We start from the raw sequence: 25,196 nt of genomic DNA on the forward strand, positions 1-25,196 counted from the left end.
GGAGGAGGTGTAGCGAGTTGCACCGTGCGTTTCTGCCTCGATCCAATACGCAACACGCACTACGCAACACAGGGGCGTGCAGACGTCGTGGTGCCGATCCTGATCAGCTAGCGGCTGGCTCCTCGGCAGCGACTTCCTTCGGGCCAAGGCCGTCGCGGTCCACGTCGATCACGCCTGCGTCGGTCTTGTAGCGGCGCTCCATCAGCGTGGCGAGGCCGTAGACGAGCAGGTTGAGCACCTTGCCCGCCACGCCCGCCACGAGCAGCATGCTCGCGATGCCCGCCGTCGCCGTGTCGAGCGCCTGCGCGAACTCGACACCCGCGCCGACGAAGAAGAGGTCCTTGTTCGGCAAGAGCGGCAGCCGGTCGACCACCACCGAGGCGCAGAGCAGCGGAAACCACACGCCCCACGTCACCGCGGGCACGCCAACCACCCACTGCCACAGCCGAACCGTGTAGAGCAGGATCCGCTGTGTCGTGTGGATGCCAAACACCTGCCACGCCAGCCCGGCCCGCATGCTGAAGAGGAACTGCCGGAATGCGATGACGAGCGCCACGACGAGCACCACGACGAGGCCGACGCCGATCCACGTCTGTGCCTGCGCCGTTCCGACGAGGGCTTCGAGGTCGACCAGCCCGCCGAGCACCATCCCACCTAACAGCACCAGCGCTACGAGCAGCGACGACACGTTCGAGAGGATGTTGACGTCGCGGACGTCCTGAAACAGCAGTTTGTCCTCCCGGTCTGTTGCGGTCCGCGCCCAGGCGTAGAGGAACGCCTCGCCGGAGTAGTCAACGAGGTGCTGGTTGTAGACGCGCTTCTTGAGCATAAGCCAGACGCCGCGCGTGGCAGGCACGCCCCAGAGCACGCGGTAGATCAGCGCCTCCGACGCGGGCAGTAGCAGGTAGCCCATCACGATGAGCACGTAGAAGAGCGGGCTCGTCGGGAGCGCGCGCAGCACCTCGCCTACGCCGACCTGCAGGAGCTGGTAGACGAGCAGCCCGATGACCAGCGCCGAGAGGATACGCTGGCCCCACGTTATCAGTGGCTTCCGGTGCCGCTTCGCCCACGCGAGCACGCGCCGCCAGCCGGTCGGAACAGGGGAGTCGGAGTCGGGCACGAGCGCGGGGGAGGACGAGTAGGGCGCGCAGGTCGTGGCGTCCGCGCAGCAGCGCAAGATCCGACAATCCAGCGGCCCTTATGCCGAGGCGTTGTAGGAAGCGGTGCCGCTCACGAGATCTTCCAGTGTCCGATAGACGCGCGACGCGACGCGGTCCCACGTGTAGGCCTGCACGACGCGCGCCCGTCCGCGTTGGCCGTAGCGCGTGCGCAGCGCCGCATCGTCCAGCAGCTGGCGCAGGGCGACAGCGAGCGCCGAGGCATCACTGGGAGGGACGAGCAGCCCCGTCTCGCCGTCCACGATGGCGTCGGGGATGCCACCCGCCGTGGAGCCGATCACGGGCGTCTCGCAGGCGTTTGCTTCCAGGAACACGATCCCAAAGCCCTCCACGTCGGGTCCCTCGGCGCGGGACGGCATCACGAACACGTCGGCGAGGTTGAAGTAGGCACGCAGCGGGCCGTCGACGCGGCCGAGGAACCGCACGGCGTCCGCCACGCCGAGGTCGCCGACAAGCTCCGTCAGGCGGGTGCGGTCGGGGCCGTCGCCCACGACGAGATAGGTCACGTCGGCGTAGGCATCGTCTTGCCGAAGCTGGGCGAGCGCGTGCAGTGTCGTGTCGAGGCCCTTGCGCGGGACGAGGCGACCCACGGTCAGAAGCACCCGTCGTCCGGTGAGGCCGAGCTCGTCGCGGAGCGCCGTCGCGTCCTCTGGGAAGAACTGCGTGGGGTCGGTGCCGTTGGTCACGATCCGCAGCTTCTCGTCCGGCACGCCGAGGTCACAGGCGAGGCCCGCCGTGTAGCGGCTCACGGGCAGCAGCGCGTCGATGTTGGCCAGCGTGCGCCGTCGGAATGCCGAGAAGGCCCGGCCCAGCGGAGAGGTCCCGCCCGGCGTCAAGAGCAGCTCCCGTCCGTGCGCCGCCGTCACGATCCGGCGCGGGTGGCCCGTGCGTCGCCGCGCCCACTGCGACGCGGGGAGCGTCTGCCACTGCGCGTGGAAGGCCACATCGAAACGCCCGTCCCGAGCAAGACGAGGTAGCATCGGCAGCGCGCGCAGCACGAGCAAGTCCGAACGGATCGCCAGCCGATGCACGGAAAACGGCAGCGCCGCGTCGAAAGCCGCATCGCCGTCCTGCGCCGGAGCGACGACCTCCAGCGCCGCCGCTTTCTCAGCGAGCCGCGTGGCTAGCTCGTAGGCATACGTCTGAATGCCGCCGTGGCTCGGTGGGAAGTCGCGCGTGACGAGGAGAACGCGCATCGGGCGCGGAGACGGAGCGGGGAAGAGGACAACGCCTCAAGCTACGCGCGGTCTCAACTCCGAAAGCGGAGTTGGGGTATGAAGGTGTGCACGTATGCACGTGTGAAGGTGTCAGCCCTGGACCACGCTACCACTCGTTCACGCTGAAGCCGGCTCGGTTTCAGCGGCAACCCCACTTCCTGCGTCCGCCTTCGAACTTCTCCCTTCCCGAGTGTCGCTACTTCAGGCCGACGAGTTCGTAGTAGGCGCGCGCGCCGCTACCGAGCGAGCCTGCGCCGCGCGCCACGACGGCCTCGCCGCCGAGGAACTGCCGGGCCATCGTCCGCGCTAGTCCGCCGAGCTCTTCGAGCGTGGCAAACTGCTGGCGGTCCTGCGAGCGGCTGAAGATCGTCTCCTCGCCGCCCTCATACGCGATCACGGCTTGGCGCGGGAGGTCCGCCCCGAGTGCCGCACGCGTCGAGACGATGCGGAGGCCGGTCGGCTTGAGGAGGCGCGTCTGGCCGCCCTCGCGACGGAGGCCGTAGCCGACCACCTGGCCGCCACCTGCCGGCAGCGCAAGGTAGGCCGCCTCGATGGTGTTGCCGTTGTACGACGTATAGCGCACGGCCGTACGCAGCACGTCTGTCGGCGAGCCGGTCTGGTACGTGTGGTCCATGTAAGCGACGCCGCTCACCTCCGTGGCGCGCCCGTCGATGGCGATGGTCCCGGAGACGCGGGCGAAGGGCATGTGGATGAACAGCCCGAAGCGCTCGTCGCCCACCTGGAACTCGCCGTCGCCCCAGGTTAGCCCGCGCGCCATGTTCGAAAAGTTCAGTTCGACCTCGTAGAGGCGGTCGTTCTTGCCCGCGCGGAAGTTGACGCGGTGCGCCTGCGGCGGACGTCCCTCGAAGTAGATGTTGGGGTTGATGTTGAGCCGGTGCGCGCTGGCGTCGTACTGGAACTCGTCGATGTCGTACTGCTTCGCCACGCGCACGGTCTGCCCGGCCACGCCCACGAGCGACAGTTCGGCCCCACTCACCGAGCCGAGCACGCCGCCGAGGCGCGCGCGTCGAAGGCTCAGGTAGGCCTGGGTGCCGTCGTCGAAGAAAAAGCTGTAGGCCCAGATCTCGCTGCTCGTGCCCCGCAGGCTGTGCGGTGCGAGGTCGCGCGCGTTGGACGCGCGCGCTTCGCCTGAGGGCAGCGTGACCGTCTCATCTGCAGACGACATCGGCATACCCGACAGCGGGAGCGTGCCGACGAGGAGCATCGCTGCTAAGAGGAGAACACGCATAGAGTCGGGGGAAGATGGGGAGCGGTATCCGGGCAGCAAGCCGCTACCGAACGCCGCGATGTCACGCCTCAGGACGCAGTTCCTCCAACTTCCACATCCTCAACACGATCCGCACCCCGGTTTTCTCTCCACTGCAGGAGCGCCGGGAGGAAGAACAGCGCCGCCGCGAGCGTTGCTAGAATGCCGATCACGGCCAGCACGCCGATCGAGCGGAGGCCCGGGTGGAACGAGAGTAGCAGCCCCGCAAAGCCGATCATCGTCGTGATCGCGCCCATCGCCACGTGCTCGCCCGTGGAGCGGAGGACGCGGCGGATCGAGCCGGGGCCTTCCTCTCTGTAGCGGTGGACGAGGTGCACGCCCGCGTCGTTGCCGATGCCGAGGATGGCGGGGAGGACGACGAGGTTGTAGAACGTCAGCTTCACGCCTGTCAACTCCATCACGCCGAGCATCCACAGCACGCCGACCACGAGCGGTAGCAGCGCGAGCGCCGTCCACACCGGCGACCGGAACACCGCAAACATGAGCAGGGCGATCAGTAGGAACGTCAGCCCGACCATCAGCGGACTCTCGGCGAGCATCGTGCGCAGCATCTCCGCCGCCACGAGCGACGTCGAGGCGGCCTGATAGGTGGTTCCATCTTCGGTCTCGATCTCGCCAATCGCGTCGCCGAAGGCCATCGAGTTGCGAGCGTCGGAAAGACCCACAGCCGGGTAGATGAGCACGAACGTGCCGAGTTCGCCCTGCTTCGTGGTGAACTGCGCGCGGAGGTCGGCGGGCACGGCGTCGAGCGGGATGGCCTCGGTGGTGCTCGCCGCCTGCCGGATGCGGGCGACGTTGCCCGTCGTGTCCTGGCGCAGGAACGGGTCGTTCGTGAGCGCGCGGATCTCGTCGAGGCGCGCGAGGCGGTCGGCGGCGGCTTCGTCGGTGGACGGGTAGCGCTCCTGCAGGCTCTCCACGTCGAGCACGAGCGAGTCGGCCCCGGCCACGCTGTCCGCGACGAGCGCCTCGACGGCGGCGGCGACCTGCGGCACGGCGTCGGCGTCGCCCGTGAGCACGTAGGCGGGGTTGCGCCGCCCATCGCCGCCCGCGCTGATCTCGCGGAGGAGCGACGCGCGTTCTTCGTAGGCCTCGTACGTCGGCTCTAGCGCGCCGAAGTCGTACTCAAACGCGACGCGCGGCAGCGCCACCAGCGCCAAGAACACCGCCACGAAGCTCGCAATCACGAGGGCCTTCGCGGCGGGGAATGGCTTCCCAGACGAGACGACCTCCGGAGCGATGGTCGTTTCCCGAGCCTCCAGCTTGAGCGCCCCGAGCTTCTCCAGGAGCGCCAGCATCGCGGGCAGCATCGTGAGCATCGTCACGAGCGCGAGCAGGATGCCCGTCCCGCCGATAAAGCCAAACTCGCTGAAGCCCCGGAAGTCGGCGATGGTGAGCACGTAGAGCGCCGCCGCCGTGGTGAACGCTGAGACGGCGATGGCCTGGCCGGTGCTCACGAACGTCTCCTCGGCGGCGTCCTCGACCGAGCGTCCCGCGCCGCGCTCTTCGGTGTAGCGCGCGAAGAAGTGGATGCCGTAGTCGATGCCCAATCCGAAGAGGACGAGCCCGAGCGTCGAGGTCATCAGGTTGAGCGTCCCGAACACGACGGATGCGATGCCAAACGTCCAAGCGAGGCTCATCAGGAGCGGCACCGCGATCACGAGCGCCGTCGCCGGGAGCCGCGCGAGCTCGGAGAGGAAGACGCGCCAATGAGTCGACAGCGCAAACCGTCCGCCCGTGCGCGCCTGCACGCCCTTGTAGAGGAAGTAGAGCAGCACCGCGATCAGCACCGCCGAGACGCCTGCGCCGAACGAGGCCGCCACGTCGTCGGTGATCGCGCGGATCTCGACCTGCTGCCGGAGCACGCGCCCCGCCGCCGCCATCGTCATCTCGGGGTGGAAGGTGGGTCCCAGGGCGGCGCCGAGCGAGTCGAGCTTGGCGTAGAGGCCGGAGACGTACGCGCCGTCGGTCTGCGAGCCGCCGGGGTAGAGCGAGAACGCCAGCACCGTCGAGTCGGGTGAGGTGCGATACTCCGTCACTCGCAGCTGTTCGAGCGACGCTGCGCGCTCGTCCTCGGCGTCCTCGTCTTCCGCCGCAAGGTCGTCGAACTCGTCGTCGGCGAGCGGGTCGAAGAAGAACGGGTTCGCGTCGAGCCGCGCCTGCTCGATCTCGTCTTCGAGGAAGAACGTGAGGTCGTCGAGTTCGTCCTCGGTCGCGAAGTAGAGGCCGTTGTTGTCGAGGAACTCGGTGTCGGTGCGCAGCTCGGCGCGCGTGAGGTAGGGCTCGCCCGACGGCTGCCGGAGCGCGAGCGCACGCTCGATGAACGCCTCGGCGAAGGTGACGTTGGCGTCGAACGACGGGCTCTGGACGGCCACCTCGACCGTCGACTCGCCGCCGAGTGTGTCGCGGAGCCGTTCGAGTGCCTGCACGGTCGGGTTGTCGTCCGGCAGCAGGTTGGCGAAGTCGGTGTCGATCTTGAGCGTGCGCGCGCCGAGGACGCCCGCGACGGCGAGGGCCAACCCGGCAAGCAGCACGAGGGCGGGGTGGCGGACGAGCCAGCGAAAGGCCGGGCGCAGGGCGGCGAAGAGTCGGTCCACGGACGAGGAGGCTAGGTGAGGGGACGCCGCTCACGTCGACGGCGTGCGGGGTACGCCGCGCCGAGGGGCGTGATTCGTAACGCGAGGCGAGAGGTGGGGCGTATGTGGGTGTGAGAGTACGGGAGCGCGACAACATGCGGCATTCCAAGCCCGGCCCGTAGCACCGAGGTGGACGGAGGTTCCGCAGCTCCGGGCGGCACGCCCCGCCTACGACCTGCTTCACTACCGCTGGCACCCCGAACGTCCTCAGTGAGCACCTCCTCACCCTCCAGGGCGATGGCGATTACGAGGGCATGGTCCGCTTCGTGGAGCAGTACGGCCAGGCCGACGATCAACTCCAGACCGACCTCGGCCGGCTCTCCGCCGCTGGCATCCCCGTGGACGTGGCGTTCGAGCAGGGCCCAAGTGTGCTGGAACTGTAGCGTCCGGGTTTCATTCAGAGCCGATGTGGGGGGTCATCTGCGGATGGCCCCTCCTTTTTCTTCTCAGCGTTTGTTTTTCATTAGCACGGCCCTCCATGCTTGCCCGCTTTCTCTGCTGCTGTGCACTTTGGTTGCTTGCGACTTCGTCTGCGCGTGCGCAACCTGCAACCGACTCCGACGACCAACCCGTCTACGGCACACCGGTCGCCCCGTCTGTCCAGCCAGTCGCGCTGTCGGGGACGCTGGCACGGCAAGGTGACCTGGCCTGGACGCTTGTGCTGGACGAGGCCAACACGGATGGAGACGCCTTTGTAGGTGCAGCAGCGCCGGCCCCTGGCGGCGAGGTGTGCGCGCTCTCCAACGAGACCCTGAGCGCCGCCTCGAGCGGACCGGTCCTGACACGCGTGGGTGCAGACGGGACGGTTCTCTGGACGCACCCGCTCGTTGAAGCGACCCCAGCGACATCGCTGCTCTTCGATGTGGCAGCGTCTGGATCAGGGTGCGTAGGCGTCGTTCGTCCCACGTCGCTCCCGCCCTCCAGCGTGTCTGTCATCAAGGCGGACAACGACGGCGTCGCCTGGTCCCGTGAGGTAACCGTAGCCGATGCCGAACGCCTCTCGAGTGTCGCGTTTGCCGGAGCAGACCCCATGGGCAACGTGTGGGTGGCGGTGCAGTCGCAGCCGCCGTCCCAAACGGCCGCAGTGACGCTGCTAAGCCGTTTCGATCAGGAAGGTATGGTCCTGTCCACCGCCTCCTACGAAGCGGAGTCTACCACTGCCTCCTCTCAGCTCTCTGGGTTCGCTGCACTCCCTGACGGACGGGTGGTCGTTTCCTCAACGGGGGCCTATCAGCTGCTGATCGCCGATCCGAGCGGCGCGACGACCGTGGTGGAGACCGACGCCGGATTCACCCCATTTGCCCTGGGTGCCGACAACGACGGTGTGGTCCTGGCGGGGCTAAGCATAGGACCGGGCGGCAGTCAGATAGCGGTTCGCCGCTTCGCCCTCGACGGTGCCGTGGGATGGACCACGACGCTCGCGGCCGTTGCAGCCTTCAGCTTCCCGCAGTCGAACGTAGCCATCCGAGACGGTTCAGCGTACGTGGCCTGGGGCACTGTTCTAGGGCCGTCGTCTGGGCTGCGCGTGGCGCGGCTGAACGTGAGCGACGGTCAGGAGCAGTGGCAACAAGCCCTCCCCGACGACGGCGTGCGCAACGTCGAAGGGGTGCGCGCTGACGCTGAGGGCGTAGTGGTGTGGGCAGGTACCCAATCCGCGTCAGGCACGAGTCTGCTCGTGGCCTACAACGCCAGCGGGGCCCTCCGCTGGGAGCAGCGCTCCACCAACCGAAGCGGCTTCCGCCAGCGTACTCTCGTTCCCTGCGCGGGTGCGGCGACTTGCCTGGTCACAACTACAGCCACCGGAGCCTGGGCGGTCGAAGCCTACGAGGCGAGCGGTGACCAGGCGTGGGCGCAGGTGCGAGCGGGCGTGCCTAGCGCTGTGTACGAACTCCACAGCACGACGTTGGCACCGGGGGGAGGTGTGTACCTCTTTGGAACAACGCGCACCGAGGAGGGGGGGCGTGACCTGCTTGTAGCCCGCGTAGCCCCAGACGGAACGCTGCAATGGGCCTCCGCGGTGGACGGGGGCGGCACCGACGATGCTCCGCAGCGCGCTCGCTTCAGGCCAGCAGGATCGATCACCGTGGCAGTCGATGGAGACGTTCTCGTGTCGGGCACCTCCGTGTCAGACCAGGAGCAGGAGCGTGCGCTCGTGGCCCGCCTCGCACCGAACGGGACCGCGCGATGGGTCAGCCGCCTCGACCGCGAACCGGCCGTCTCCGGCCAGTTTGCAGGCAGCGTGGTGGACGATGGAGCGGGCGGAGCCGCTGTGCCGGTTCTGATCGACGACTTCGTGGCGTTAGCCGTGGAGGTCGTCCGCCTCAACGCCGACGGTGGCATCGACGGGACCACGCGGATTACCGACGCCGAACCGTACCCGCTCGGCTTTCATCGAACGTCAACCGGCTATGCACTGGTCAGCCCGACGTCGCCTGAGTCCACTATCCGCGTCTACCGCTTCGCTGAGAACGGAGACCTCACGAGCACCAGGGCAACCGGCGACCTAGCCGGATGCGATATCGTGTGGGCAAACTTTGACGTACCGACAGGTATCGACTACGCTGAAACGGTTCATGTGATCGGACAGGCGTTTGGCGGCAGCGCGTGCGACGGTCTCAACGTGTTCCAGTTCACCGCCGAGGGAGCCGTGAGCCGCACCTCCATTAGCACCCTTCAGCTTGAACCCTCAGCGTTCGCGGTCCGGGCAGACGGTGCCGCAGTAGTCGGATACATGAACCCTGACGGCGACAGGATCCTTCGCATTGCGCCCGACCGCACCATCGAGTGGAACACGCCGCTCGATATCGTCATCGAGGACGTGGCGCTTGGACCAGGCGTCGGTGCGCTCGCCGTGGGGCCGACGCGTGACGACGCGGCACCGGTGGCAACCGCGTATGTGCCGGGCGTCGGCACCGCTACCGTGCCTCTGAACGACTTGGGAGGCCTCGTCACGACACCGCGCACCGCGCTCGTCGCGGACGACGGGACGGGCTACGTCGGCCTGGACGCGGAAGCTTTCGGCATCGGGCTCGTCGGGCTCGCCCGCATCGACGACGCGCTCCCGGTGACGGCCTCGCAGGACGAGCCCCAGCCCGCAATTCCGCTCCTCGCCCGGGTGGGTCCGAACCCGCTCCGCGCCGGTGCTCCGCTCCGCCTCACGCTCGGCGACCCCGCCGACCTCGCGCTCTACGACCTCCTCGGACGCCGCGTGGCCGCCTGGGACGCCGTCCCGCCGGGCGATTTCGAGGCCGCGCTGACCACACGGCTGGCCGCCGGGCTCTACGTGCTCCGCGCCGAGGGCGAGGACGCCGCCGCGACGCTGCGCGTGACGATCCTGCGGTGACGGCGCTGCGGGGACGAGGTAGGCTACGAATACACAGGACATGTCGATGTGAGCTTGGCGTGAGGCGCGGCGCGGTGGTAGGCTGTACCCTTACCGTGTCCTTCTGTGTCTGTCTCCACTATGTCCACGCCCGCTTCCATCCGCCCGGCCTCCATCCTCATCGTTGAAGACGACCCCGACATCGCTGAGCTGCTGAAAATCCACCTCGGCGACCTCGGCTACGCCGTCACGCACCGCGCCGATGGCAACGCCGGGCTGGCGGCCGCACGTACCGGTCGCCACGCCCTCGTACTGCTCGACCTCATGCTGCCCGGCCTCGACGGCATGGAGGTCTGCAAGCGCATCCGGCAGACCGACCCGCACCTGCCGATCCTCATGCTCACGGCCAAGTCCGAGGAGCTCGACAAGGTGCTCGGCCTCGAGCTCGGCGCCGACGACTACCTCACGAAGCCGTTCAGCGTCCGCGAACTGCTCGCCCGCGTCAAGGCGCTCTTCCGCCGCATCGACGTCGACCAGCGCGCCGCTGAAGCCGAGGAAGCCACCCCGACGCGGCTGCGATACGGCGCGCTCGCCATCGACCCGGTGAAGCGCCGCGCCACGCTCGACGAGGAGCCGCTCGACCTCACGGCGAAGGAGTGGGAACTGCTGCTGCTCTTCGGGCAAAACCCCGGCCGCGTCTATAGCCGCCAGGAGTTGCTCGACCTCGTGTGGGGCTACCAGTACGACGGCTATAGCCACACGGTCAACTCGCACATCAATCGCCTGCGTGGCAAGATCGAGGCGGACCCCTCGAACCCCCAGTTCATCCGCACCCTGCGCGGGCTCGGGTATCGGTTCGCTGATGCCGCAGAGGTGACTAGCGAATAACCAATCATGTCATCCTGAACTCGTTTCAGGATCTCTGACGAGCGCCGCGTTTCGTTGCATCGCTGAGATGATGAACCAAGTCCAGCATGAAACACAGGTGACATCCAGACCCATGCGCTCCTTCAACACCCGCCTCTCGCTCCTCTTCCTCGCGCTCGTGCTCGTGCTCACGGCGGCACTCGGCGTGGTCGGGCTGCGCACCGCCGTCGCGGTCACCGAGGAGACCGAGCAGCGCCTCAACCGCACGCTCGCGTCTGACCTCGCGGTGCAGTTCCAGCCCTACCTCCACGACGCCATCGACCACGACGCCATCGAGGAGAAAATCACTTACCTCGTGGGCATCAACCCGCGCATCGACCTCTACCTGCTCGGCGGCGACGGGATGATCAAGGCGGGCTACGTCCATACCGAGGCCGACGCGGCACCCACGATGCAGTTCGTGGACACGGCGCCCCTCGATGCGTTCATGGCGGGGGCTTCGGCGCCGATCCGCAATGCCGATCCGCTCGACCCCGACCGCCGGGTGCCGTTCTCCGTTGCGCCGGTGGCTATCATGGGCGAGCAGGGGTGCTACCTCTACGTCGTGCTCGGTGGGCAGCGCTACGAGTCGGTTGCCGGGCTGGTCGCCGAGAGCGGCATCGCGCGAGCGGCGGTGGGTGGCATCGGGCTGGTGCTGCTTGCGACGCTGCTCGTAGGCCTACTCGCGTTCGCGTTCCTGACGCGCCCGCTCCGGCGGATGGAGGACAGCGTCGCGGCCTTCGCGGGCGGTCACCTCGACCGGCGCCTCCGTACGGATGCGCCCCGCCTCACGCAGCGTACGGACGAACTTGGCGCGCTCGCCCGCGCGTTTGACGGGCAGGCCGATACGCTCGTCGCCAACCTCGACGAACTCAGCCGCACCGATCAGCTCCGCCGTGACCTCGTGGCGAACATCTCGCACGACCTACGCAGCCCGCTTGCCTCGGTGCAGGGCTACCTGGAGACGATCCGCCTCAAGCTCGGTACGGCCGACGAGGCGACGCTGTCGCGCTACCTCGACACGGCGCTGCGCAACACGGCGCGCCTGAACCGCCTCGTGGCACAGCTCTTTGAGCTCTCGAAGCTTGACGCGCACCAGGTGCAGCCGCGCCCTGAGCCGTTCGCGATGACCGACCTCGTGCAGGACGTGGCGATGCAGATCGCGCCCCGCGCCGAGGCGGCTGGGATCACGCTCGAAACCGACCTCCCCGACGCCGCGCCGATGACGCACGCCGACATCGGGCTCGTCGAGCGCGCGCTCGTGAACCTCCTCGACAATGCGCTCCAGCACACGCCCACGGGCGGCACGGTGCGGCTCGTCGCCAAGACGGAGGCCGACGGCGTGCGCGTGCGCGTGTCGGACACCGGCGCTGGCATCCCTGCCGCCGACCTGCCGCACATCTTCGAGCGCTTCTACCGCGCCGAGAAGGCCCGCACTACCGGCGGCGACCTCTCGAAGACGGGTGCAGGCCTCGGCCTCGCGATCACAAAGAAGCTCGTGGAACTCCACGGCGGCACGCTGTCCGTCCAGAGCGCCGTCAACCGCGGGACGACGTTCAGCTTCCTGCTCCCCGCCTGGCGCACGGAGCGGCTCGCGGTGGGATAACCCGTTAGCTCGCCATGCTCCCCCGCTTGACACGCCTGAACGGCGGTCAAGCTGTCCCCCTCAACTTGAGGGGGACAGTCCGAGGAGTGAAGCGAGCTGGGCGAGCGGAGACGACGCAGGACGGGGGGAGACGACGCAGGACGGGGGGAGCCAAACGAAGCTGGAAGCGAGTCGCAGCTTGGTGCCTACGACCCGACACCTGCTGACAACGCATGACCGACAGCCACGAGCCGTACGTCACAAACCACCTTCCCGTGACGTGGGTGTGAGATTCAGGGGCTAGCCTGGGAGCGTTCCAATCACGCTCAACCAGCAACCCCACACTCCCATGTCTCGCACCCTCTTGCGCCTCGCCCTCGTGGCCGTCATCGCCGTCGGCCTCGCCGCCTGCGACTCCACCGATAGCGACGGCCCTGGCACGACGGCTGGCACCCTCAACCTCGCCTTCTCGGGCCTCGATCCGCTCGCCAACGGCTTCCACTACGAAGGCTGGGTCATGATCGACGGCGCGCCGGTCACGACGGGCAAGTTCAACGTGTCCGACAGCGGCGGCCTCGTCACGCTCCAGGGCGCAGCGATCGCCAACGGCGCGTTCGAAGTGGACCGCCTCGACGACGCGGCCGCCTTCGTGCTCACCATCGAGCCGGCGGGCGACACCGACGCCGTGCCCGCCGCGACCAAGCTGATCGGCGGCGACTTCGGCGGCGCCTCCGCGGCGCTCTCGACCGCGCACCCCGCCACCCTCGGCTCCGATTTCGCAAGCGTGGCCGGGCAGTACATCATCGCTACGCCGACGAGTGCTGCGATGGACGATGAGGCTAGCGGCATCTGGTTCCTGGACGTCGCCTCGGGCGGCCCCGTGGCGGGCCTCGACCTCCCGACGCTCCCTGAGGGCTGGGCGTACGAAGGCTGGGTGGTCCTCAACGGCAGTCCCCTCTCGACCGGCACCTTCCTCGACGCTGCGATGGCCGACGTTGCCGCTCCGTTCAGCGGCGCGCAGCCCGGCCCGCCGTTCCCTGGCGAGGACTTCCTCGTAAACGCCCCCGCGGGGCAGGCCTTCCCGACCGACCTCGCTGGCGCGACCGTCGTGATCTCGGTGGAGCCGAGCCCCGACGACAGCCCAGCACCGTTCGCCGCGAAGCCGCTCCTCGGCACCGTGTCGACCCCGGCCGCCGCGGGTGCCCTCGGGCAGAACCTCGGCAGCCTGCCGACAGGCACGGCACGCCGCTAGCACCCCCTGGTCTCGCTCCACTCGACCTGTCCCCCTCGTCCGCGAGGGGGACAGTTCTTTTTGTGCTCGTACGGAGCTACTCCACGACACGCGTCGCCGGGTAGGTGCCGCCGCCCATCTCCACCACGAGGCCGGTGGGCTGGCTGTCGGCGTCGAGGCCGAAGGTGAGCACGGCTGCGGTGTGTTGGAGTTGGAAGCGCGTCGGCGAGAGCGGGACCATCGGGAGCAGGCCCGAGCGCCACGGCATCGAGAGGGCGAGGCCGTCCGGGGTGTCCTCGATCACGAAGAGGTCGCCGGGGCCGCGTTCGTAGCGGCCGACGAGGCGCGCGAGGTCAGCATCGGAAACGTCCACCGCAGCGATATCGGTGTAGCCTGCTGGGGGGGCGGGGCGCGCGGGCGTCTCGCGGACCCACAGGTTGCGGAAGCGAACGGGGCTGCCGTGGTCCTGCAACTGGATCGCGCCCCTGCTCGGGTGCGGCTCGTACGGGAGCGACTGCATCCAGATCGTCATGCCGGGCAGCAGTTCGTTGTTCTGCACGAGGACGCCGTTGATGAGCACCGTCAGCCGCGCCGATTCGAGCACGGTCCCGTCGTCGCTGAAGCGCGGGCCGCGGAAGAAGAGGTCGTAGCTCTGCCATTCGTCCGAGGGCCGCAGCGCGTTGGCGAGGGGCGGGTACTGCCCGTAGATCGCGCCCGCCATGCCGTCGGGATAGGTCGCGTTGTCGTACGTGTCGAGGATCTGCACCTCGTAGCGCCCGTCGAGGAGGAAGACGCCGCTGTTGCTGCGGTCCTGGCTCGTCTTCTCCGGCTCGTCCGCCGCCTGCCACTCGATGTGCAGCTGGAGGTCGCCGAACGACCGCCGCGTCTGGATCGGCCCGCTGCTGGGCACCACCACGACGGCCCCGTCCTCCACGACCCACGGCGGGACGTTGCCGCCCGGAGACTCCCACGTCGCTCGGAACGCCTCCGTGGAGCCGCCATCGGCGGGGATGAGGACGGTCGCGTCGGCGGGCGCGGGCGTTGGCAGGCGTGAGGGGGCTGGTGCGACGCGGTCAGGCGCGGGGCGCGTGGTGTCGTGCTGCCGCCAGTCGGAGGCGCGGGGGATAGCGTCGGACATCGGCACGAGGGACTCCGTGGACGAGACGGGCGGGAGGCAGGCCGCCGCGACGAGGGCGAGCAGCAGGGCAAGCGAAGAGCGCATGACGGGAGCGTTCGAGAGGGAAAGCGAGTCCCGCAAGCTACGCGGCGGCACCGGGTACATACGCGGTACATCGGGGAGCTTGTGTGCTATCCTATGCTCCTTGCCGCTTAGTTGTACACCGATGAAGGACCGCCCTCGCACCATTCAGATCTTTCTGCCAGACGGTAATCCTCGTAGCGTCCGAATCGCCGAGATCACGAGTCGCACGGTTCATGCCGTTGAGGTTCCTCGCGGCAGCTTCGAGGTCGCCAAGGGGAGAGACGAGTTGCGCCAAGTGGGCCTCTACTTCCTGTTTGGGGAGGACGAGAGTCGCGCAAAGCCTCTCGTCTATATCGGCGAAAGTGAGGACTGTTACACCCGTCTTCTCCAACACCACCAGGGAAAAGACTTCTGGTCGCGAGCCGTTGCGGTCACCAGCAAAACGTTGCGCTTCGACAAGGCGCAGGTGCGTTGGCTGGAGTGGCACGCGATCCGGGAGGCAACCCGCATAGGACGGTTCACGACGAAGAATGCTACGGCTCCATCGGAGCCGTACATCACCGAGCCCGTCCAGGCCGACCTGCTCGACAGCTTCGATACGATCCGCGTCCTCTTAGGCACTCTTGGGTTTCCACTATTCGAGGAGGTCGTTCAGCCCAAGCGCGAGAGGGAGGTATTTTTCTGCCGAGGTCGAGGGGTTGAGGGAAAGGGGCTATACACGGAGGACGGGTTGCTGGTGCTGGCTGGTTCTCAGGCTGCCAAGACGGTCACGCCTTCCTCGCAGGGGAAGTATCCCGAGCGAATCCGGATGCGGCTCCTCGCAAGCGGCGTGCTCTCCGATGAGGACGAGGCCTTCGTGTTCCAAGAGGACCACACGTTCGATACTCCCAGCGGTGCCTCAGACGCCATTCTGGGCCGGGGTTCGAACGGGTGGACATCGTGGAAAGACGAGCAGGGCCGTACGCTGGACGAGGTAAAGCGGCGGCCACTCACGGCTGACAGCCTGGCTGAATAGCCACTGCACCCGAGGACTGATTTCTCTCACACCTTTCAGGACACGGCGTCTGCAGAGCCACCTAGCGCTTCACCTCCACCGCCGTCGCTGGATTGAGGTCGCCACGTGGATCGACGAGCACGCCCGCCTGCGCGCTGACCTCGCGCACGCCCGCTACGGTGTCGAGACATAGGTGCTCGTAGTTGTCGTTGTCGTCCAGGTCGCCGAGGGCGGCGGGCGTGACCTCCCCGTCGGCGGTCCGGACGCGGTACATCGTACGGTGGGCGTCTTCCTCGGCCTCGTCGCTCCGTTCGACGCCGCCTGCCCAGGTCACCTGGACGATCTGTTGCGTTGAGGCCGGGCAGTCGCTCGCGATGGTGCCTGCGGCGTAAGCAATCGCGAGTACGAGCGTAGGGCCCGCCTCCAGCGGGGTAACCTCGACTGTGAGGCCGCGTCCCTGCCCGCCGGCCTCCAACGGAAGGTCGCCCACCACCTCGACACGGACGGGCGGATCCTCCACCGTGCCGAGGTCGCCGATGAGCAGCACCGTATGGCTCTCCGAGGCGGCGTCGGCCGGGCGCACCGTAGCACATCCCGGTGTCTTGCGGGCACCCGACTCGGTGACCACCGCGAAGTCGTCGGCGTCCACGGACAGCACCCGGCGCGAGAAGGTGACGGGCATGCCGTCGCTGCCGGGGGCGGCCCGGCAGAGGATTCGGGTGCCGCGTGGCAAGGCATCGTCGAGGCCAAAGAAGGCATTGAGGAGCCGGGGCGGCTCTTGGTCGAGCGCGGTGGCCGGAGGGATGATCGGCGCGGACGCTCCGCAGCCGCTCAGCAGCCCCCATGCGATAAGCAGGCAGGCGAGGGCGATTCCCGCTCGTGAGGGGTAGACATCGGGGCGGGGAGGCGATGGAGCGTGGAGCATGAGACCGTAGCCGGAAGGCGACAGGGACGGGGCTGCCGCATGTTAGCGGCGCTGGTAGGTGTTCCGCAGGTCGTCCACGACGACGACCGCTTCCCCGTCCGCCACCAGGTCGAGGTCCTCGTCGAGCACGCGCGCCGAGAACTGCCACCCCGACGGCAGGTCGAGCCGCGCTGCCAGCGCTGCGAGTTCGTCCTCCTGAAGCGTCGGGTCGATGATCTGCGAGAAGGACTGCATCACGTAGACGCGCCCGTCGGGGTCGGTCAGCTCGTAGATCTCGTTCCCGCTCTTGAACTCCCAGACGTTCGTGCGCAGCACCGTCGACGGGGCGTAGGGATCGGGCTCCTCCGCGCTGAGGGTGGCCAGCTTCCGCATCTCGATGGTGCCGAATATCCGGGTGTCGCCCTCGGGCATCGCGACGCCGCTCGCGCCGTTGATGACGAAGTAGCGCGGGCCGTTCATGATGATTCCGTCCGCGTCGTGCGCCGTGCGGAGGGCCTCGGGGTCGAGCGCCGCCCAGGCTTCGTCGGGGCAGCGGTTGAGGCCCTGCGTCCCCCACACCTCCGAGGTACCGTCGTAGACCAGCAAGATCTCGCAGTAGCGGTAGCCGCGGGCATCGCGCAGCGCAGCGCAGCCCGACGATGCCAGGAGCAGGACGATGGGGGCGAGGAGCGCGACCGGGCGCGTGTAGCTGAGCGACATGTGAGGAAAGGGATCAGGGACGTAGGAAACGAGAGGCTAACGGAACTCCAGCACGAGGTTGCCCACGGTCTCGACGAGCAGCGCGGCGACCAGAACCCGTGCGAACCCGCCCACCTCGACCGAGCCCGTCTCCCAGTACGACTGCGCGACCGCCGACACTACGGCGCCGCCCGCGAGAGGGAGGGTGGGCATCCAGCCGTCGTCGGTGCGGACGGTCACGCTGCCCAGGAAGGCATGGCCGAGGCGGGTTCCGAAGCGGCCCTCGCCCTGGGGCCTGTAGCGGAGATCGACGCCGAGGAGCGCAGCCAGGCCGTGCTCGGTGCCGGTATAGACGAGCGCCCCGCCTCCGTTGGACGCGAGGCGCGCCGCGAAGCCTGCCGCGTTCTGGTCCCACGAGTCGGGCTCTTCGCTGAGGTGCGCCACGGTGCTGGTGACGAGGGCGCGTACGAAGAACCTCGGCGAGACGAGGTCGCCCCCGGGGTCCCGCCAGCGCTCGGCGCCGCTCGGCATCGGTGTAGACCGGACCGTCTGGGTGCTGTCTGAAGAGACGGCCTCGACGGGCTGCGCACGCACGGCACCGACGGCGAGCAGCAGGCATCCAACGAGACAGAGGGATCGGCGAGGGGAGGCGATCATCACGGGGCTGGGGAAAGCGTGGTGTCGGTGGTGTCGGCGACCTTCACCCGGAAGAGCAGCGCGTAGAGCGCGGGCACCACGCCGAGCGTGAGCACCGTCGCGAAGAGCAGCCCGAACAGGATGGCGACGGCCATCGACTCGAAGAGCGGCCCGCCGCCGAGCCACAGCGGGAGCAGGCCCCCCGCCGTCGTCGCCGTGGTGAGGAGTATGGGGCGAAGCCGCCGCTGCGCCGACTCCACGATGGCGCGAGCCGGGGGGTGGCCGTGCTCGTCGATCTCGATCTGGATGCGGTCGAGGAGCACGATGGCGTTGTTGATCACGATGCCCGCCAGCGCGATCACCCCGAGGAGCGCCATGAAGCCGAACGACTTGCCCGTCACGAGCAGCCCGAAGACGACGCCCACCATCGACAGCGGGATCGTGAGCAGGATGATGGCCGGCTTGCGGACCGAGTTGAACTGCCAGACCAGCAGCAGCACGATGACGAGAGCGGCGATGGGCAGCTTCTCCTGGATCGAGGCGTTCGCGTCCGATGACCCCTCGATGTCGCCGCCGAGTTCGTAGCTGTAGCCGAGTGGCCAGGTGCCCTGCTGCGCGTCGAGCCACGGGACCAGCTCGTCGGCCACGTCGAACGCCGTCACGCCAGCCGCGTCGTCGAGCCCGGAGCGGACGGTCACGGCGAGCAGGCGGTCCCGGCGGAGCACCTGCGACGGCTCGAAGGTGAGCTCGATGTTGGCGACCTGTCCGAGCGGGACATTGCGGCCCGTGGCCTGGGCATAGACGTTGACCGCGTCGAGGCTGCCGATGCCGTCGCGGTCCGACGGGGCCGAGCGCAGCGTGACCGGCAGGATCGCGTCGCCTTCGCGGAACTGGGTCGCCTCGATGCCCGAGAGCGCCGTCTGGAGCGAGACGGCGATGTCCTGGTTCGAGACGCCCGCGCGCCGCGCCCGGGGCTCGTCGATCTCGACGCGGAGCTTCTTCGTGAACGCGCCCCAGTCGTCGCTGATGCCCGCAGTGCCGTCGATGGCGGCAAGGCGCGCCTTGACCTGATCCACGATGCCGAAGAGTGCGTCCGCGTCGTCGCCGTAGAGGCGCACCTCGACGGGGTTGGCCGTGGCCGGGCCCGACGAGAGCCTCCGGATGGTCGCGTCCACGGAGGGGTAGGTCGCCTCAATGTGCGAGCGCAGCCGCTCGATAACGCTCGCCTGGACCTCGTAGCTCGTCGTGTTGGCGATGAGCGCCGCGTAGTTGGTGCGTCCCTGCTCGGGCTTGTAGCCGAGGTTGAACCGGGGGGCGCCCGTCCCGACGAAGAAGGCCCAGTTGGCAAGCCCCTCCGCGTCGCCCTCAGCCCCCAGCTCGGCGTCCATGAACGCTTCGAGGTCCATCACGATGGCCTCCGTCCGCTCGAACGACGTGCCGTAGGGGAGGTTGAGTTCGCCGGTGAAGAGGACCTCGCGCTTCTCGGGGAAGAACGACTGGTCCACGAAGCCAAGGCCCCAAAGCGCGAGCACCAGTAGCCCGTAGGCGCCCACCACCGTCCAGAAGGGACGCCTCAGCAGCCGGGCCAGCACGCCTCGGTAGCGGCGGTAGAACGGCGAATCGAACTCAGGCTCCCCAGTGCGGGTGTCTTCGCTGCCGGCATGTTCGAGGGCCGGGCCGGGGCGCCGCTTCGCGCGCAGAAACAGCAGGCACAGCAGCGGGATCATCGTGATGGCCAGCAGCCAGGACGCCAGGAGCGTGATCGTGATGACCTCGGCGAGGGGCGCGGTGTACTCCCCCACGTTCGACTCCGCGAGGTAGATCGGCAGGAAGGCCGCGGCCGTCGTGAGCGAGGACACCAGGAGCGGGACGCGCAGCTCCTGCGCGGCGCTGAGCGCGGCGTCGCGCGACGTCTTGCCCTGCTCCATGCCCACGAGCGTCGCCTCGCTCATCACGATCGCGTTGTCCACCAGCAGCCCCAGGGCGATGATGAGCGCCGCGAGCGAGATCTGGTCGATCCCGATCTCGAAGACGCCCATCATCATCGTCGTCGCCACCATCGCCATGGGGATCAGCGAGGCGACGACGAGCCCGGTGCGCAGCCCCAGAAACAGCAGCATCGCCAGCATGACGATGACCACCGCCTGCACCACCGACGATGTGAAGTCGCCCACCGCGCGCTCGACGACCTCCGGCTGGAAGCTGAGCAGCCCGAACGCGACGCCGATGGGAAAGCGCGACTCCAAGCGGCGGACGGTTGCCAGCACCTCGTCGCCCAGCCCTATGATGTCGCCGCCCTGCCGCATGGAGATGGCTAGCACGAGGCCCTCCTCGCCGGTCGCCCGAATGGCCTCGGTGCGCGGGTTGGCATAGCCGCGCTCGACCTCGGCGAGGTCCCCCAGGAAGACGACCTGGCCGGTCCCGGGCAGCGTCACGACCGTGCGCCGGATCGCCTCGACGGTCTCGTAGGCCCCCGACGGCTCCAGCGCGATCCGCTCCACGCCGGTCTCGACGGCGCCGCCCGGGATGACGATGTTGCTCGTCTGGAGGATGCTCTGCAGCTGGCTCGTGGAGAGGCCTACTTCGGCGAGGCGCGCGTTGTCGTACTCCACGAAGACGTGCTCGGGCTGCGCGCCGAGGATCTCGACCTTCGCCACGTCCTCGATGCGCAGCAGCTCGCGGCGGGCCTGGTCGGCCATGTCCTCCAACTCGCGGTAGGAGAACCCCTCCGCCGTGAGCGTGAGGAGCGTCCCGAACACGTCGCCGAACTCGTCGTCCACCTCGGGCACGACGCCGTCGGGGAGGTCTGGCTGCGCGCTCTCGACCTTGCGGCGGAGCCGGTCGAAAAGCGGCTGTAGTTCGCGGACGTCGTCTTTGAAGGCGACCTGGATGATGGAGACGTTGGTGCGCGACTGGCTCGTGATGTTGTCGACTTCGGGGATCTCCTGGATGCGCGCCTCCAGCTTGTCCGTCACGAGGGCTTCGACCCGCGCGGGGCTGGCCCCCGGGAACGTCGTGATGACCGTCGCCACCCGGATGGTGAAGCCGGGGTCTTCGGCCCGCGGGAGCGCGAGGTAGGCCTGATAGCCAGAGACGAATAGGAGGACGAGTGCCACGACCGTGACGACTCGGTTCTCGATGGCGTAGCGTGTGATGTCCATGACGGCGTGCAGCGGGCGGTTCGCCCCGGGGAGTTGGGTCGGGTGGTAGGCTCAGTCCGTGCGAGAGGGGGGCGACGCGGGTGCGTCGAGGAGCGCCACGCGTTGGCTGTCCGCGAGCGCGCTGAGGCCCGCCGTCACCACCCGGTCGCCATCCCCGACACCGGAGGTGATCGTGATGCCGTCGTCGGTCAGGCCGCCGAGGTCGACCTGCCTGCGCAGCGCGAGCGCCTCGCCGTCGCCCTGCGGTGCCAGCACGAAGACGTAGCGCCCCGCGCGGTCCTCGCCGACGGCCTCCGCGGGCACGACCACGCCTCCAGAGGAGGTCGTGCCGCCGACGAGGCGCAGGGTGACGTCGGCAGCCATGCCGGGGCGGACCTCGTCGGCGTCGCTCGCGAGGCGCACCGTCACGGGAAACGTCGTTGTGCTGGCCGTGGACGCGATGCCGACCTCGGCGACGGTCGCCGCGTAGATCTGCCCGCCGAGCGACCCGAACCGCACCCTGGCAGGCGTGCCGGCACGGATCCGACCGATCAGCCCCTCGGGCACGGCCACCTCCACGTCGAGCGGCCCGCCGCCGCTCACGACGAACGCGGGCCGCCCTGGTCCGACCTGCTCGCCCACCGCCACCAACACGTCGGCGACGGCGCCGGTGAGCGGAGCGGTCAGGCGGGTGTAGCCCACCTGGCGGGCGGCGACCTGCTGCTGCGCGTCGGCGGAGCGGACGTGCGCCTGCGCGGACTCGTACTGCGCCCGTGCCGCGTCGAGGTCGCTCTGCGAGGCACCCTGGTCGGCGTAGAGTTGCAGCGTGCGCTCGTAGGTCGCCTCGGCGTTGCGGAGTTGGGCGGTCGCCTGCGCCTGCGCCGCCTCGGCCTGCCGCTGCTGGATCACGTAGTCGCTCGCGTCGACGCGGGCCAGCACGGTGCCCCGCGCGACGCGCTCGCCGACTCGGGTGTTGACGGCCTCTACGACGCCACCCACCCGGAAGCTCACCTGCGCCTCGGAGCTTGCCTGCGCCACGCCTGCGAACGTCCGCGTCTGCGCGTCGCCGGACGCGCGAGCGAACTCGTAGCGCACGGGGCGGAGCGGCTCCGGCGGCGGGGCCTCGTCGGCACCGCACCCGGAGAGCCCGGCGAGGCCTGTCGTGCAGGCGACCAGGAGCCACACACGGAGGCGGAGCCAGCGACGGAATGGGGATACGTCCATCATGGGTGGGGAGCGTCGGGTGGGGAGCGTCGGGTGGGGACAGTCAGGGCGTGGAAGACGTGGATTGCAGGGCGGCGTCGAGGCGACGGCGGAAGGCCTCCTGCTCCTCTGCCGGGGCGAGCGCCTCGAAGCGCCCGATGGCGCGCTCGACGCGCTTGACGTTGACGAGGAAGTCGTAGACCGCATTCGTCACGCTGGCCTCGGCTCGCTGCGCCGCCGCCTGCGATTCGAGGAGCGCCGTCACGTCGAGGGCCCCCGCCGCGTACGACCGCGTCACGATGTCGAGCGACTGCCGCGCTGCGTCGGCTGCGCGCCGCGCTTCCTGGATGGCGGCGTACGAGGCCGCCGTCACGTGCAGCTGCGTCCGCACGTTCTGTTCGATGCGCTGCGCGATCAGGTCCCGCTCCAGCTGCAGCCGGTGCACCTCGGCGGTGGCGCGGGCGAGGCGCGCCGTCCGTCCGCCGCCCTCAAACAGCGGCAGGGTGACGTTCAAGCCGAGTGTCCAGAAGGTCCCCGGCGCCTCGGGAAACGACGCCGCCATGGGTTGCATGGGATCGGTCGGAAAGGCCAGCCCCTCCGTGCCGGCCCCGCCCTCGTAGAGCGACGTGCTGGCTTGGCCGACGAGCGCCACGGTGGGGAGGTAGAAGGCTCGACGCGCGGCCCGGCCTGCCCGGTCCTGCGCGCGGATGCCCGCCTCCAGCGCCTGAATGCCTGGCTCGGCGCGAATCGCCTCGGCGCTGAGCACGTCCCGCAGCCGGGTGAACGCCTCCGCGTCGACGATGTAGGCGGCCAGCAGGTCCGTGTCGGCGAGCCGGTCTTCGGACACCGTCGTCGCGACTGCCACGGGTGTTTCGAGGGGCCGGTTGAGCACTTGATTGAGCGCGATCTCGGCGGCCTGCACCTGCACGAACGCGTCGATCAGATCGGTGCGGCGCGTCGCCAGCTCGGCGCGCAGGCGGAGTGCTTCGGCAGGGCCTGCGGCCCCGATGGCCTCGCGCCGGTCGGCCAGTTCGAGACTCGCGCGCGTCAGCGCGAGGTTGGCCTGCTGCACCTCCACGAGAGCCAGCGCCCGCAGCACGCCGAGGTAGGCCTCAGCGGCGTCGAGCGCGATGTCGAGTTCGAGCGCCGCGAACTCGTGCGTGCGAGCCTCCTGCGACGCCCGCTGGATGCCTACGTTCGCCCGCGCGTCCTCCGAGAAGAGGACCTGCGTGAGGGTGAGTTGCCCCTGCGCCGACCACTCGGGCTGCTGCCCGAGCGATGCCTCCGCGAGGTCGGCGTCGACCAGGCTCCCGGTCGCTCCGGCTTCGAGCTGGGGGAGGAGCGTCGCGCGCGCCTCGCGCACCTGGGCGGCCCCTGCTTCCACGGCACGCTGCTGGGCTGCCAGCGCCAGGTTGCCCTCGACGGCCCCGCGCATCGCCTCGTCGAGCGAGAGCGGTACACCGGGGTCCCGCATCGGTGCGCCGACCAGCGTGGCCTCCAGTACGAGACCGAGCGGTGGGGTGACGCCGATCTGGCGGGCGGTAGCGAGGTTGAGGACCAGCCGCTCGCTGGCGGTCATGTGGACGGAAAAGGCCCCCGGCTCGTCGCCGAGCAGCACGCGCTCCGCATCGACGGCCACGCGCCGCGCCAGCCGCGCAGCCCGGTCGGCGCTCAGCGACGCCAGCAGGCCGCGCTCCACGCCGCCGCGACCGCCGAACGAGAACGAGGGCAGCCCGCGCTCGATCAGGGCCGCCGCCAGCAGCCCTATGCTCTGCGGCGACGCCGTGCTGAGCGGCCCGACGTACACCCCGTCCACGCTCGCGGGCACGCTGTCGAGTGCGTCCTCCGGCGAGGCCCCCAGGCCGACCGGCACGAGCGTCAGCCCGACCTCCGCTTCGAGCGCGGCCAGCCGCTGCTCGATGCCTGGCAGCGCCTGCAGAAGGCCTGCGCCGACGAGCACCGCTACGGTGTCTACGGCCGCGATCTCGCGAAACACGACGAGTTCACGAGCGAGCAGGTCCGGAGCCACCAGGTACGAGACGCCCGAAGTCCCGCTCGTGCCGCCGGTAAGCGGCAGCCCCTGGAGACGCGGGTCGAACACGGCCGCGGCGATGACGGGATGCGGCGGCTCCCGCCGTTGCGCCGCTACCTGCGACGTCAGCACGCCCAGCGTGATCACGAGGTCGGTCGCCGGGTCGGCCATGGCCCGGTCAACGAGTTGGGCCGCGCCCGGCAGGGTGTGGTCCGCTGCTGCCGTCTGAAAGCGGAGGTCGAACTCGCGCGCCGCCAGCACGCGGAGCTCCTCGGCAACCAGGCTGGAGAGGGAGTCGCCCTGCACGCCGGGCCCGTCGCTGAGGAGCGCGACGCGGGCGATGGGCCGCAGGGTGTCCTGCGCCTGAGCTGGCGCGCCTAGCAGGAGCCCGACCGCGCCGACCGAGAGCGCGAGAAGGATCCGAACAATGCTGAGCATTCAGTCGCCTCCGAACCGGGCTTGGAGCCGCTCGCGGTTCTCGTCCTGCATGGCGCGCCACGTGTCCATCTGCGCCTCCGTCAGCACGTCCTCTAGCTGTGCCTCGGTGGTCTCGTTCAGGTTGCTCAACTCGCCACGCAGGCGGCGCCCCTCACGTCGGCTGGGGCGCTCGATGGGTGCCTCGCCGCTCAGGTCGATTCCATACCCGGCGAGGATGTCCAGTCGCGTCTGCATGCTGGCCATGAGGATAGGCTGGGCGGCTTCCTGCTGCTCCGGCGTGAGTTGCAAGCGTTCCACTGCCTCCTCGACGCGTTCTCGAACGAACGTGGTACCGTCTGAGGCGGCGTTCGGGTTGGCGTCCGGTTTGGCGTCCGAGGACTGGCCGGAGGCGGGGAGGGTCAGCAGCGCCAGCAGGAGGACAGCGCCGCAGCGTTGGATCGAGGGTGGGGGTTTCATATGCTTCCAAGGGGGTGGGCAAGAGCCGAGGCTCGACGTGCCCTCAGGGTATCCGCCGCCGTCCCTTTGCCTCTAGTCCAGACTCCACCGTCGCGCTGTAGCGACCGGCACCATTCCCGTGTGGTGGGGTCCA

General features: G+C 69.2%; 18 protein-coding genes. 6 read left to right on the forward strand and 12 right to left on the reverse strand.

All coding sequences use genetic code 11. The features are described from left to right. Positions 1 to 103: 103 nt before the first annotated feature. The 4 genes from AAFU51_04050 to AAFU51_04065 form a co-directional block, all read right to left on the reverse strand. Positions 104 to 1,120 (reverse strand): hypothetical protein, encoded by a 1,017-nt coding sequence (locus tag AAFU51_04050; GenBank protein ID MEO1570420.1) that lies wholly within the window; start codon positions 1,118 to 1,120, stop codon positions 104 to 106. 78 nt (positions 1,121 to 1,198) lie between these two features. Further along, positions 1,199 to 2,374 (reverse strand): glycosyltransferase family 4 protein, encoded by a 1,176-nt coding sequence (locus tag AAFU51_04055; protein MEO1570421.1) that lies wholly within the window; start codon positions 2,372 to 2,374, stop codon positions 1,199 to 1,201. A gap of 217 nt (positions 2,375 to 2,591) precedes the next feature. Then, positions 2,592 to 3,644, reverse strand: coding sequence for a hypothetical protein (locus tag AAFU51_04060; GenBank protein MEO1570422.1), 1,053 nt, complete (start codon positions 3,642 to 3,644; stop codon positions 2,592 to 2,594). A 68-nt stretch (positions 3,645 to 3,712) separates the two neighbouring features. Beyond that, positions 3,713 to 6,277 (reverse strand): MMPL family transporter, encoded by a 2,565-nt coding sequence (locus AAFU51_04065; GenBank protein ID MEO1570423.1) that lies wholly within the window; start codon positions 6,275 to 6,277, stop codon positions 3,713 to 3,715. A gap of 293 nt (positions 6,278 to 6,570) precedes the next feature. Here AAFU51_04065 and AAFU51_04070 point away from each other — a divergent pair, with 293 nt between their 5' ends. From AAFU51_04070 to AAFU51_04090, 5 genes are all read left to right on the forward strand, one after another. After that, a complete protein-coding gene (locus AAFU51_04070; GenBank protein ID MEO1570424.1) occupies positions 6,571 to 6,699 on the forward strand; it encodes a hypothetical protein in 129 nt (42 codons plus the stop codon). A 95-nt stretch (positions 6,700 to 6,794) separates the two neighbouring features. Next, positions 6,795 to 9,659: a hypothetical protein gene (locus tag AAFU51_04075; GenBank protein ID MEO1570425.1), complete on the forward strand. Its 2,865-nt coding sequence runs from the start codon at positions 6,795 to 6,797 to the stop codon at positions 9,657 to 9,659. 120 nt (positions 9,660 to 9,779) lie between these two features. Further along, complete coding sequence (locus tag AAFU51_04080; GenBank protein ID MEO1570426.1) at positions 9,780 to 10,526, forward strand: response regulator transcription factor; 747 nt, start codon at positions 9,780 to 9,782, stop codon at positions 10,524 to 10,526. A gap of 112 nt (positions 10,527 to 10,638) precedes the next feature. After that, positions 10,639 to 12,150 (forward strand): HAMP domain-containing sensor histidine kinase, encoded by a 1,512-nt coding sequence (locus tag AAFU51_04085; protein MEO1570427.1) that lies wholly within the window; start codon positions 10,639 to 10,641, stop codon positions 12,148 to 12,150. A 328-nt stretch (positions 12,151 to 12,478) separates the two neighbouring features. Then, positions 12,479 to 13,381 (forward strand): hypothetical protein, encoded by a 903-nt coding sequence (locus AAFU51_04090; protein ID MEO1570428.1) that lies wholly within the window; start codon positions 12,479 to 12,481, stop codon positions 13,379 to 13,381. Positions 13,382 to 13,457: 76 nt separating this feature from the next. Here AAFU51_04090 and AAFU51_04095 read toward each other — a convergent pair whose 3' ends face one another. Then, positions 13,458 to 14,582: a DUF1080 domain-containing protein gene (locus AAFU51_04095; protein MEO1570429.1), complete on the reverse strand. Its 1,125-nt coding sequence runs from the start codon at positions 14,580 to 14,582 to the stop codon at positions 13,458 to 13,460. A gap of 121 nt (positions 14,583 to 14,703) precedes the next feature. Here AAFU51_04095 and AAFU51_04100 point away from each other — a divergent pair, with 121 nt between their 5' ends. Next, entirely contained in the window at positions 14,704 to 15,576 is an 873-nt protein-coding gene (locus tag AAFU51_04100; protein ID MEO1570430.1) for a GIY-YIG nuclease family protein, read from the forward strand. Positions 15,577 to 15,637: 61 nt separating this feature from the next. Here AAFU51_04100 and AAFU51_04105 read toward each other — a convergent pair whose 3' ends face one another. Genes AAFU51_04105 through AAFU51_04135 form a run of 7 tightly spaced genes read right to left on the reverse strand, consistent with a single transcriptional unit; the run spans position 15,638 to position 25,063 of the window. Continuing rightward, a complete protein-coding gene (locus AAFU51_04105; GenBank protein MEO1570431.1) occupies positions 15,638 to 16,480 on the reverse strand; it encodes a hypothetical protein in 843 nt (280 codons plus the stop codon). 42 nt (positions 16,481 to 16,522) lie between these two features. Next, positions 16,523 to 17,179 (reverse strand): hypothetical protein, encoded by a 657-nt coding sequence (locus AAFU51_04110; GenBank protein MEO1570432.1) that lies wholly within the window; start codon positions 17,177 to 17,179, stop codon positions 16,523 to 16,525. Between the two features lie 36 nt (positions 17,180 to 17,215). Continuing rightward, positions 17,216 to 17,815, reverse strand: a complete 600-nt coding sequence (locus tag AAFU51_04115; GenBank protein MEO1570433.1) for a hypothetical protein — start codon at positions 17,813 to 17,815, stop codon at positions 17,216 to 17,218. After that, positions 17,815 to 20,955: an efflux RND transporter permease subunit gene (locus AAFU51_04120; GenBank protein MEO1570434.1), complete on the reverse strand. Its 3,141-nt coding sequence runs from the start codon at positions 20,953 to 20,955 to the stop codon at positions 17,815 to 17,817. The genes AAFU51_04115 and AAFU51_04120 overlap by 1 nt, the downstream gene beginning before the upstream one ends. 51 nt (positions 20,956 to 21,006) lie before the next feature. Next, a complete protein-coding gene (locus AAFU51_04125; GenBank protein MEO1570435.1) occupies positions 21,007 to 22,161 on the reverse strand; it encodes an efflux RND transporter periplasmic adaptor subunit in 1,155 nt (384 codons plus the stop codon). A 40-nt stretch (positions 22,162 to 22,201) separates the two neighbouring features. Then, entirely contained in the window at positions 22,202 to 24,607 is a 2,406-nt protein-coding gene (locus tag AAFU51_04130) for a TolC family protein (GenBank protein MEO1570436.1), read from the reverse strand. Next, positions 24,608 to 25,063, reverse strand: a complete 456-nt coding sequence (locus tag AAFU51_04135; protein ID MEO1570437.1) for a hypothetical protein — start codon at positions 25,061 to 25,063, stop codon at positions 24,608 to 24,610. Positions 25,064 to 25,196: the final 133 nt, after the last annotated feature.

Source organism: Bacteroidota bacterium, from assembly GCA_039821555.1.
GTDB lineage: Bacteria > Bacteroidota > Rhodothermia > Rhodothermales > Rubricoccaceae > JBCBEX01.

Bases quoted from the DNA above. Each gene is read 5' to 3' on its own strand.
- AAFU51_04115 (MEO1570433.1), bottom strand. From the start codon at position 17,815: ATGATCGCCTCCCCTCGCCGATCCCTCTGTCTCGTTGGATGCCTGCTG.
- AAFU51_04095 (MEO1570429.1), bottom strand. From the start codon at position 14,582: ATGCGCTCTTCGCTTGCCCTGCTGCTCGCCCTCGTCGCGGCGGCCTGC.
- AAFU51_04135 (MEO1570437.1), bottom strand. From the start codon at position 25,063: ATGAAACCCCCACCCTCGATCCAACGCTGCGGCGCTGTCCTCCTGCTG.
- AAFU51_04130 (MEO1570436.1), bottom strand. From the start codon at position 24,607: ATGCTCAGCATTGTTCGGATCCTTCTCGCGCTCTCGGTCGGCGCGGTC.
- AAFU51_04105 (MEO1570431.1), bottom strand. From the start codon at position 16,480: ATGCTCCACGCTCCATCGCCTCCCCGCCCCGATGTCTACCCCTCACGA.
- AAFU51_04070 (MEO1570424.1), top strand. From the start codon at position 6,571: ATGGTCCGCTTCGTGGAGCAGTACGGCCAGGCCGACGATCAACTCCAG.
- AAFU51_04085 (MEO1570427.1), top strand. From the start codon at position 10,639: ATGCGCTCCTTCAACACCCGCCTCTCGCTCCTCTTCCTCGCGCTCGTG.
- AAFU51_04055 (MEO1570421.1), bottom strand. From the start codon at position 2,374: ATGCGCGTTCTCCTCGTCACGCGCGACTTCCCACCGAGCCACGGCGGC.
- AAFU51_04075 (MEO1570425.1), top strand. From the start codon at position 6,795: ATGCTTGCCCGCTTTCTCTGCTGCTGTGCACTTTGGTTGCTTGCGACT.
- AAFU51_04120 (MEO1570434.1), bottom strand. From the start codon at position 20,955: ATGGACATCACACGCTACGCCATCGAGAACCGAGTCGTCACGGTCGTG.
- AAFU51_04090 (MEO1570428.1), top strand. From the start codon at position 12,479: ATGTCTCGCACCCTCTTGCGCCTCGCCCTCGTGGCCGTCATCGCCGTC.
- AAFU51_04080 (MEO1570426.1), top strand. From the start codon at position 9,780: ATGTCCACGCCCGCTTCCATCCGCCCGGCCTCCATCCTCATCGTTGAA.
- AAFU51_04125 (MEO1570435.1), bottom strand. From the start codon at position 22,161: ATGATGGACGTATCCCCATTCCGTCGCTGGCTCCGCCTCCGTGTGTGG.
- AAFU51_04110 (MEO1570432.1), bottom strand. From the start codon at position 17,179: ATGTCGCTCAGCTACACGCGCCCGGTCGCGCTCCTCGCCCCCATCGTC.
- AAFU51_04100 (MEO1570430.1), top strand. From the start codon at position 14,704: ATGAAGGACCGCCCTCGCACCATTCAGATCTTTCTGCCAGACGGTAAT.
- AAFU51_04060 (MEO1570422.1), bottom strand. From the start codon at position 3,644: ATGCGTGTTCTCCTCTTAGCAGCGATGCTCCTCGTCGGCACGCTCCCG.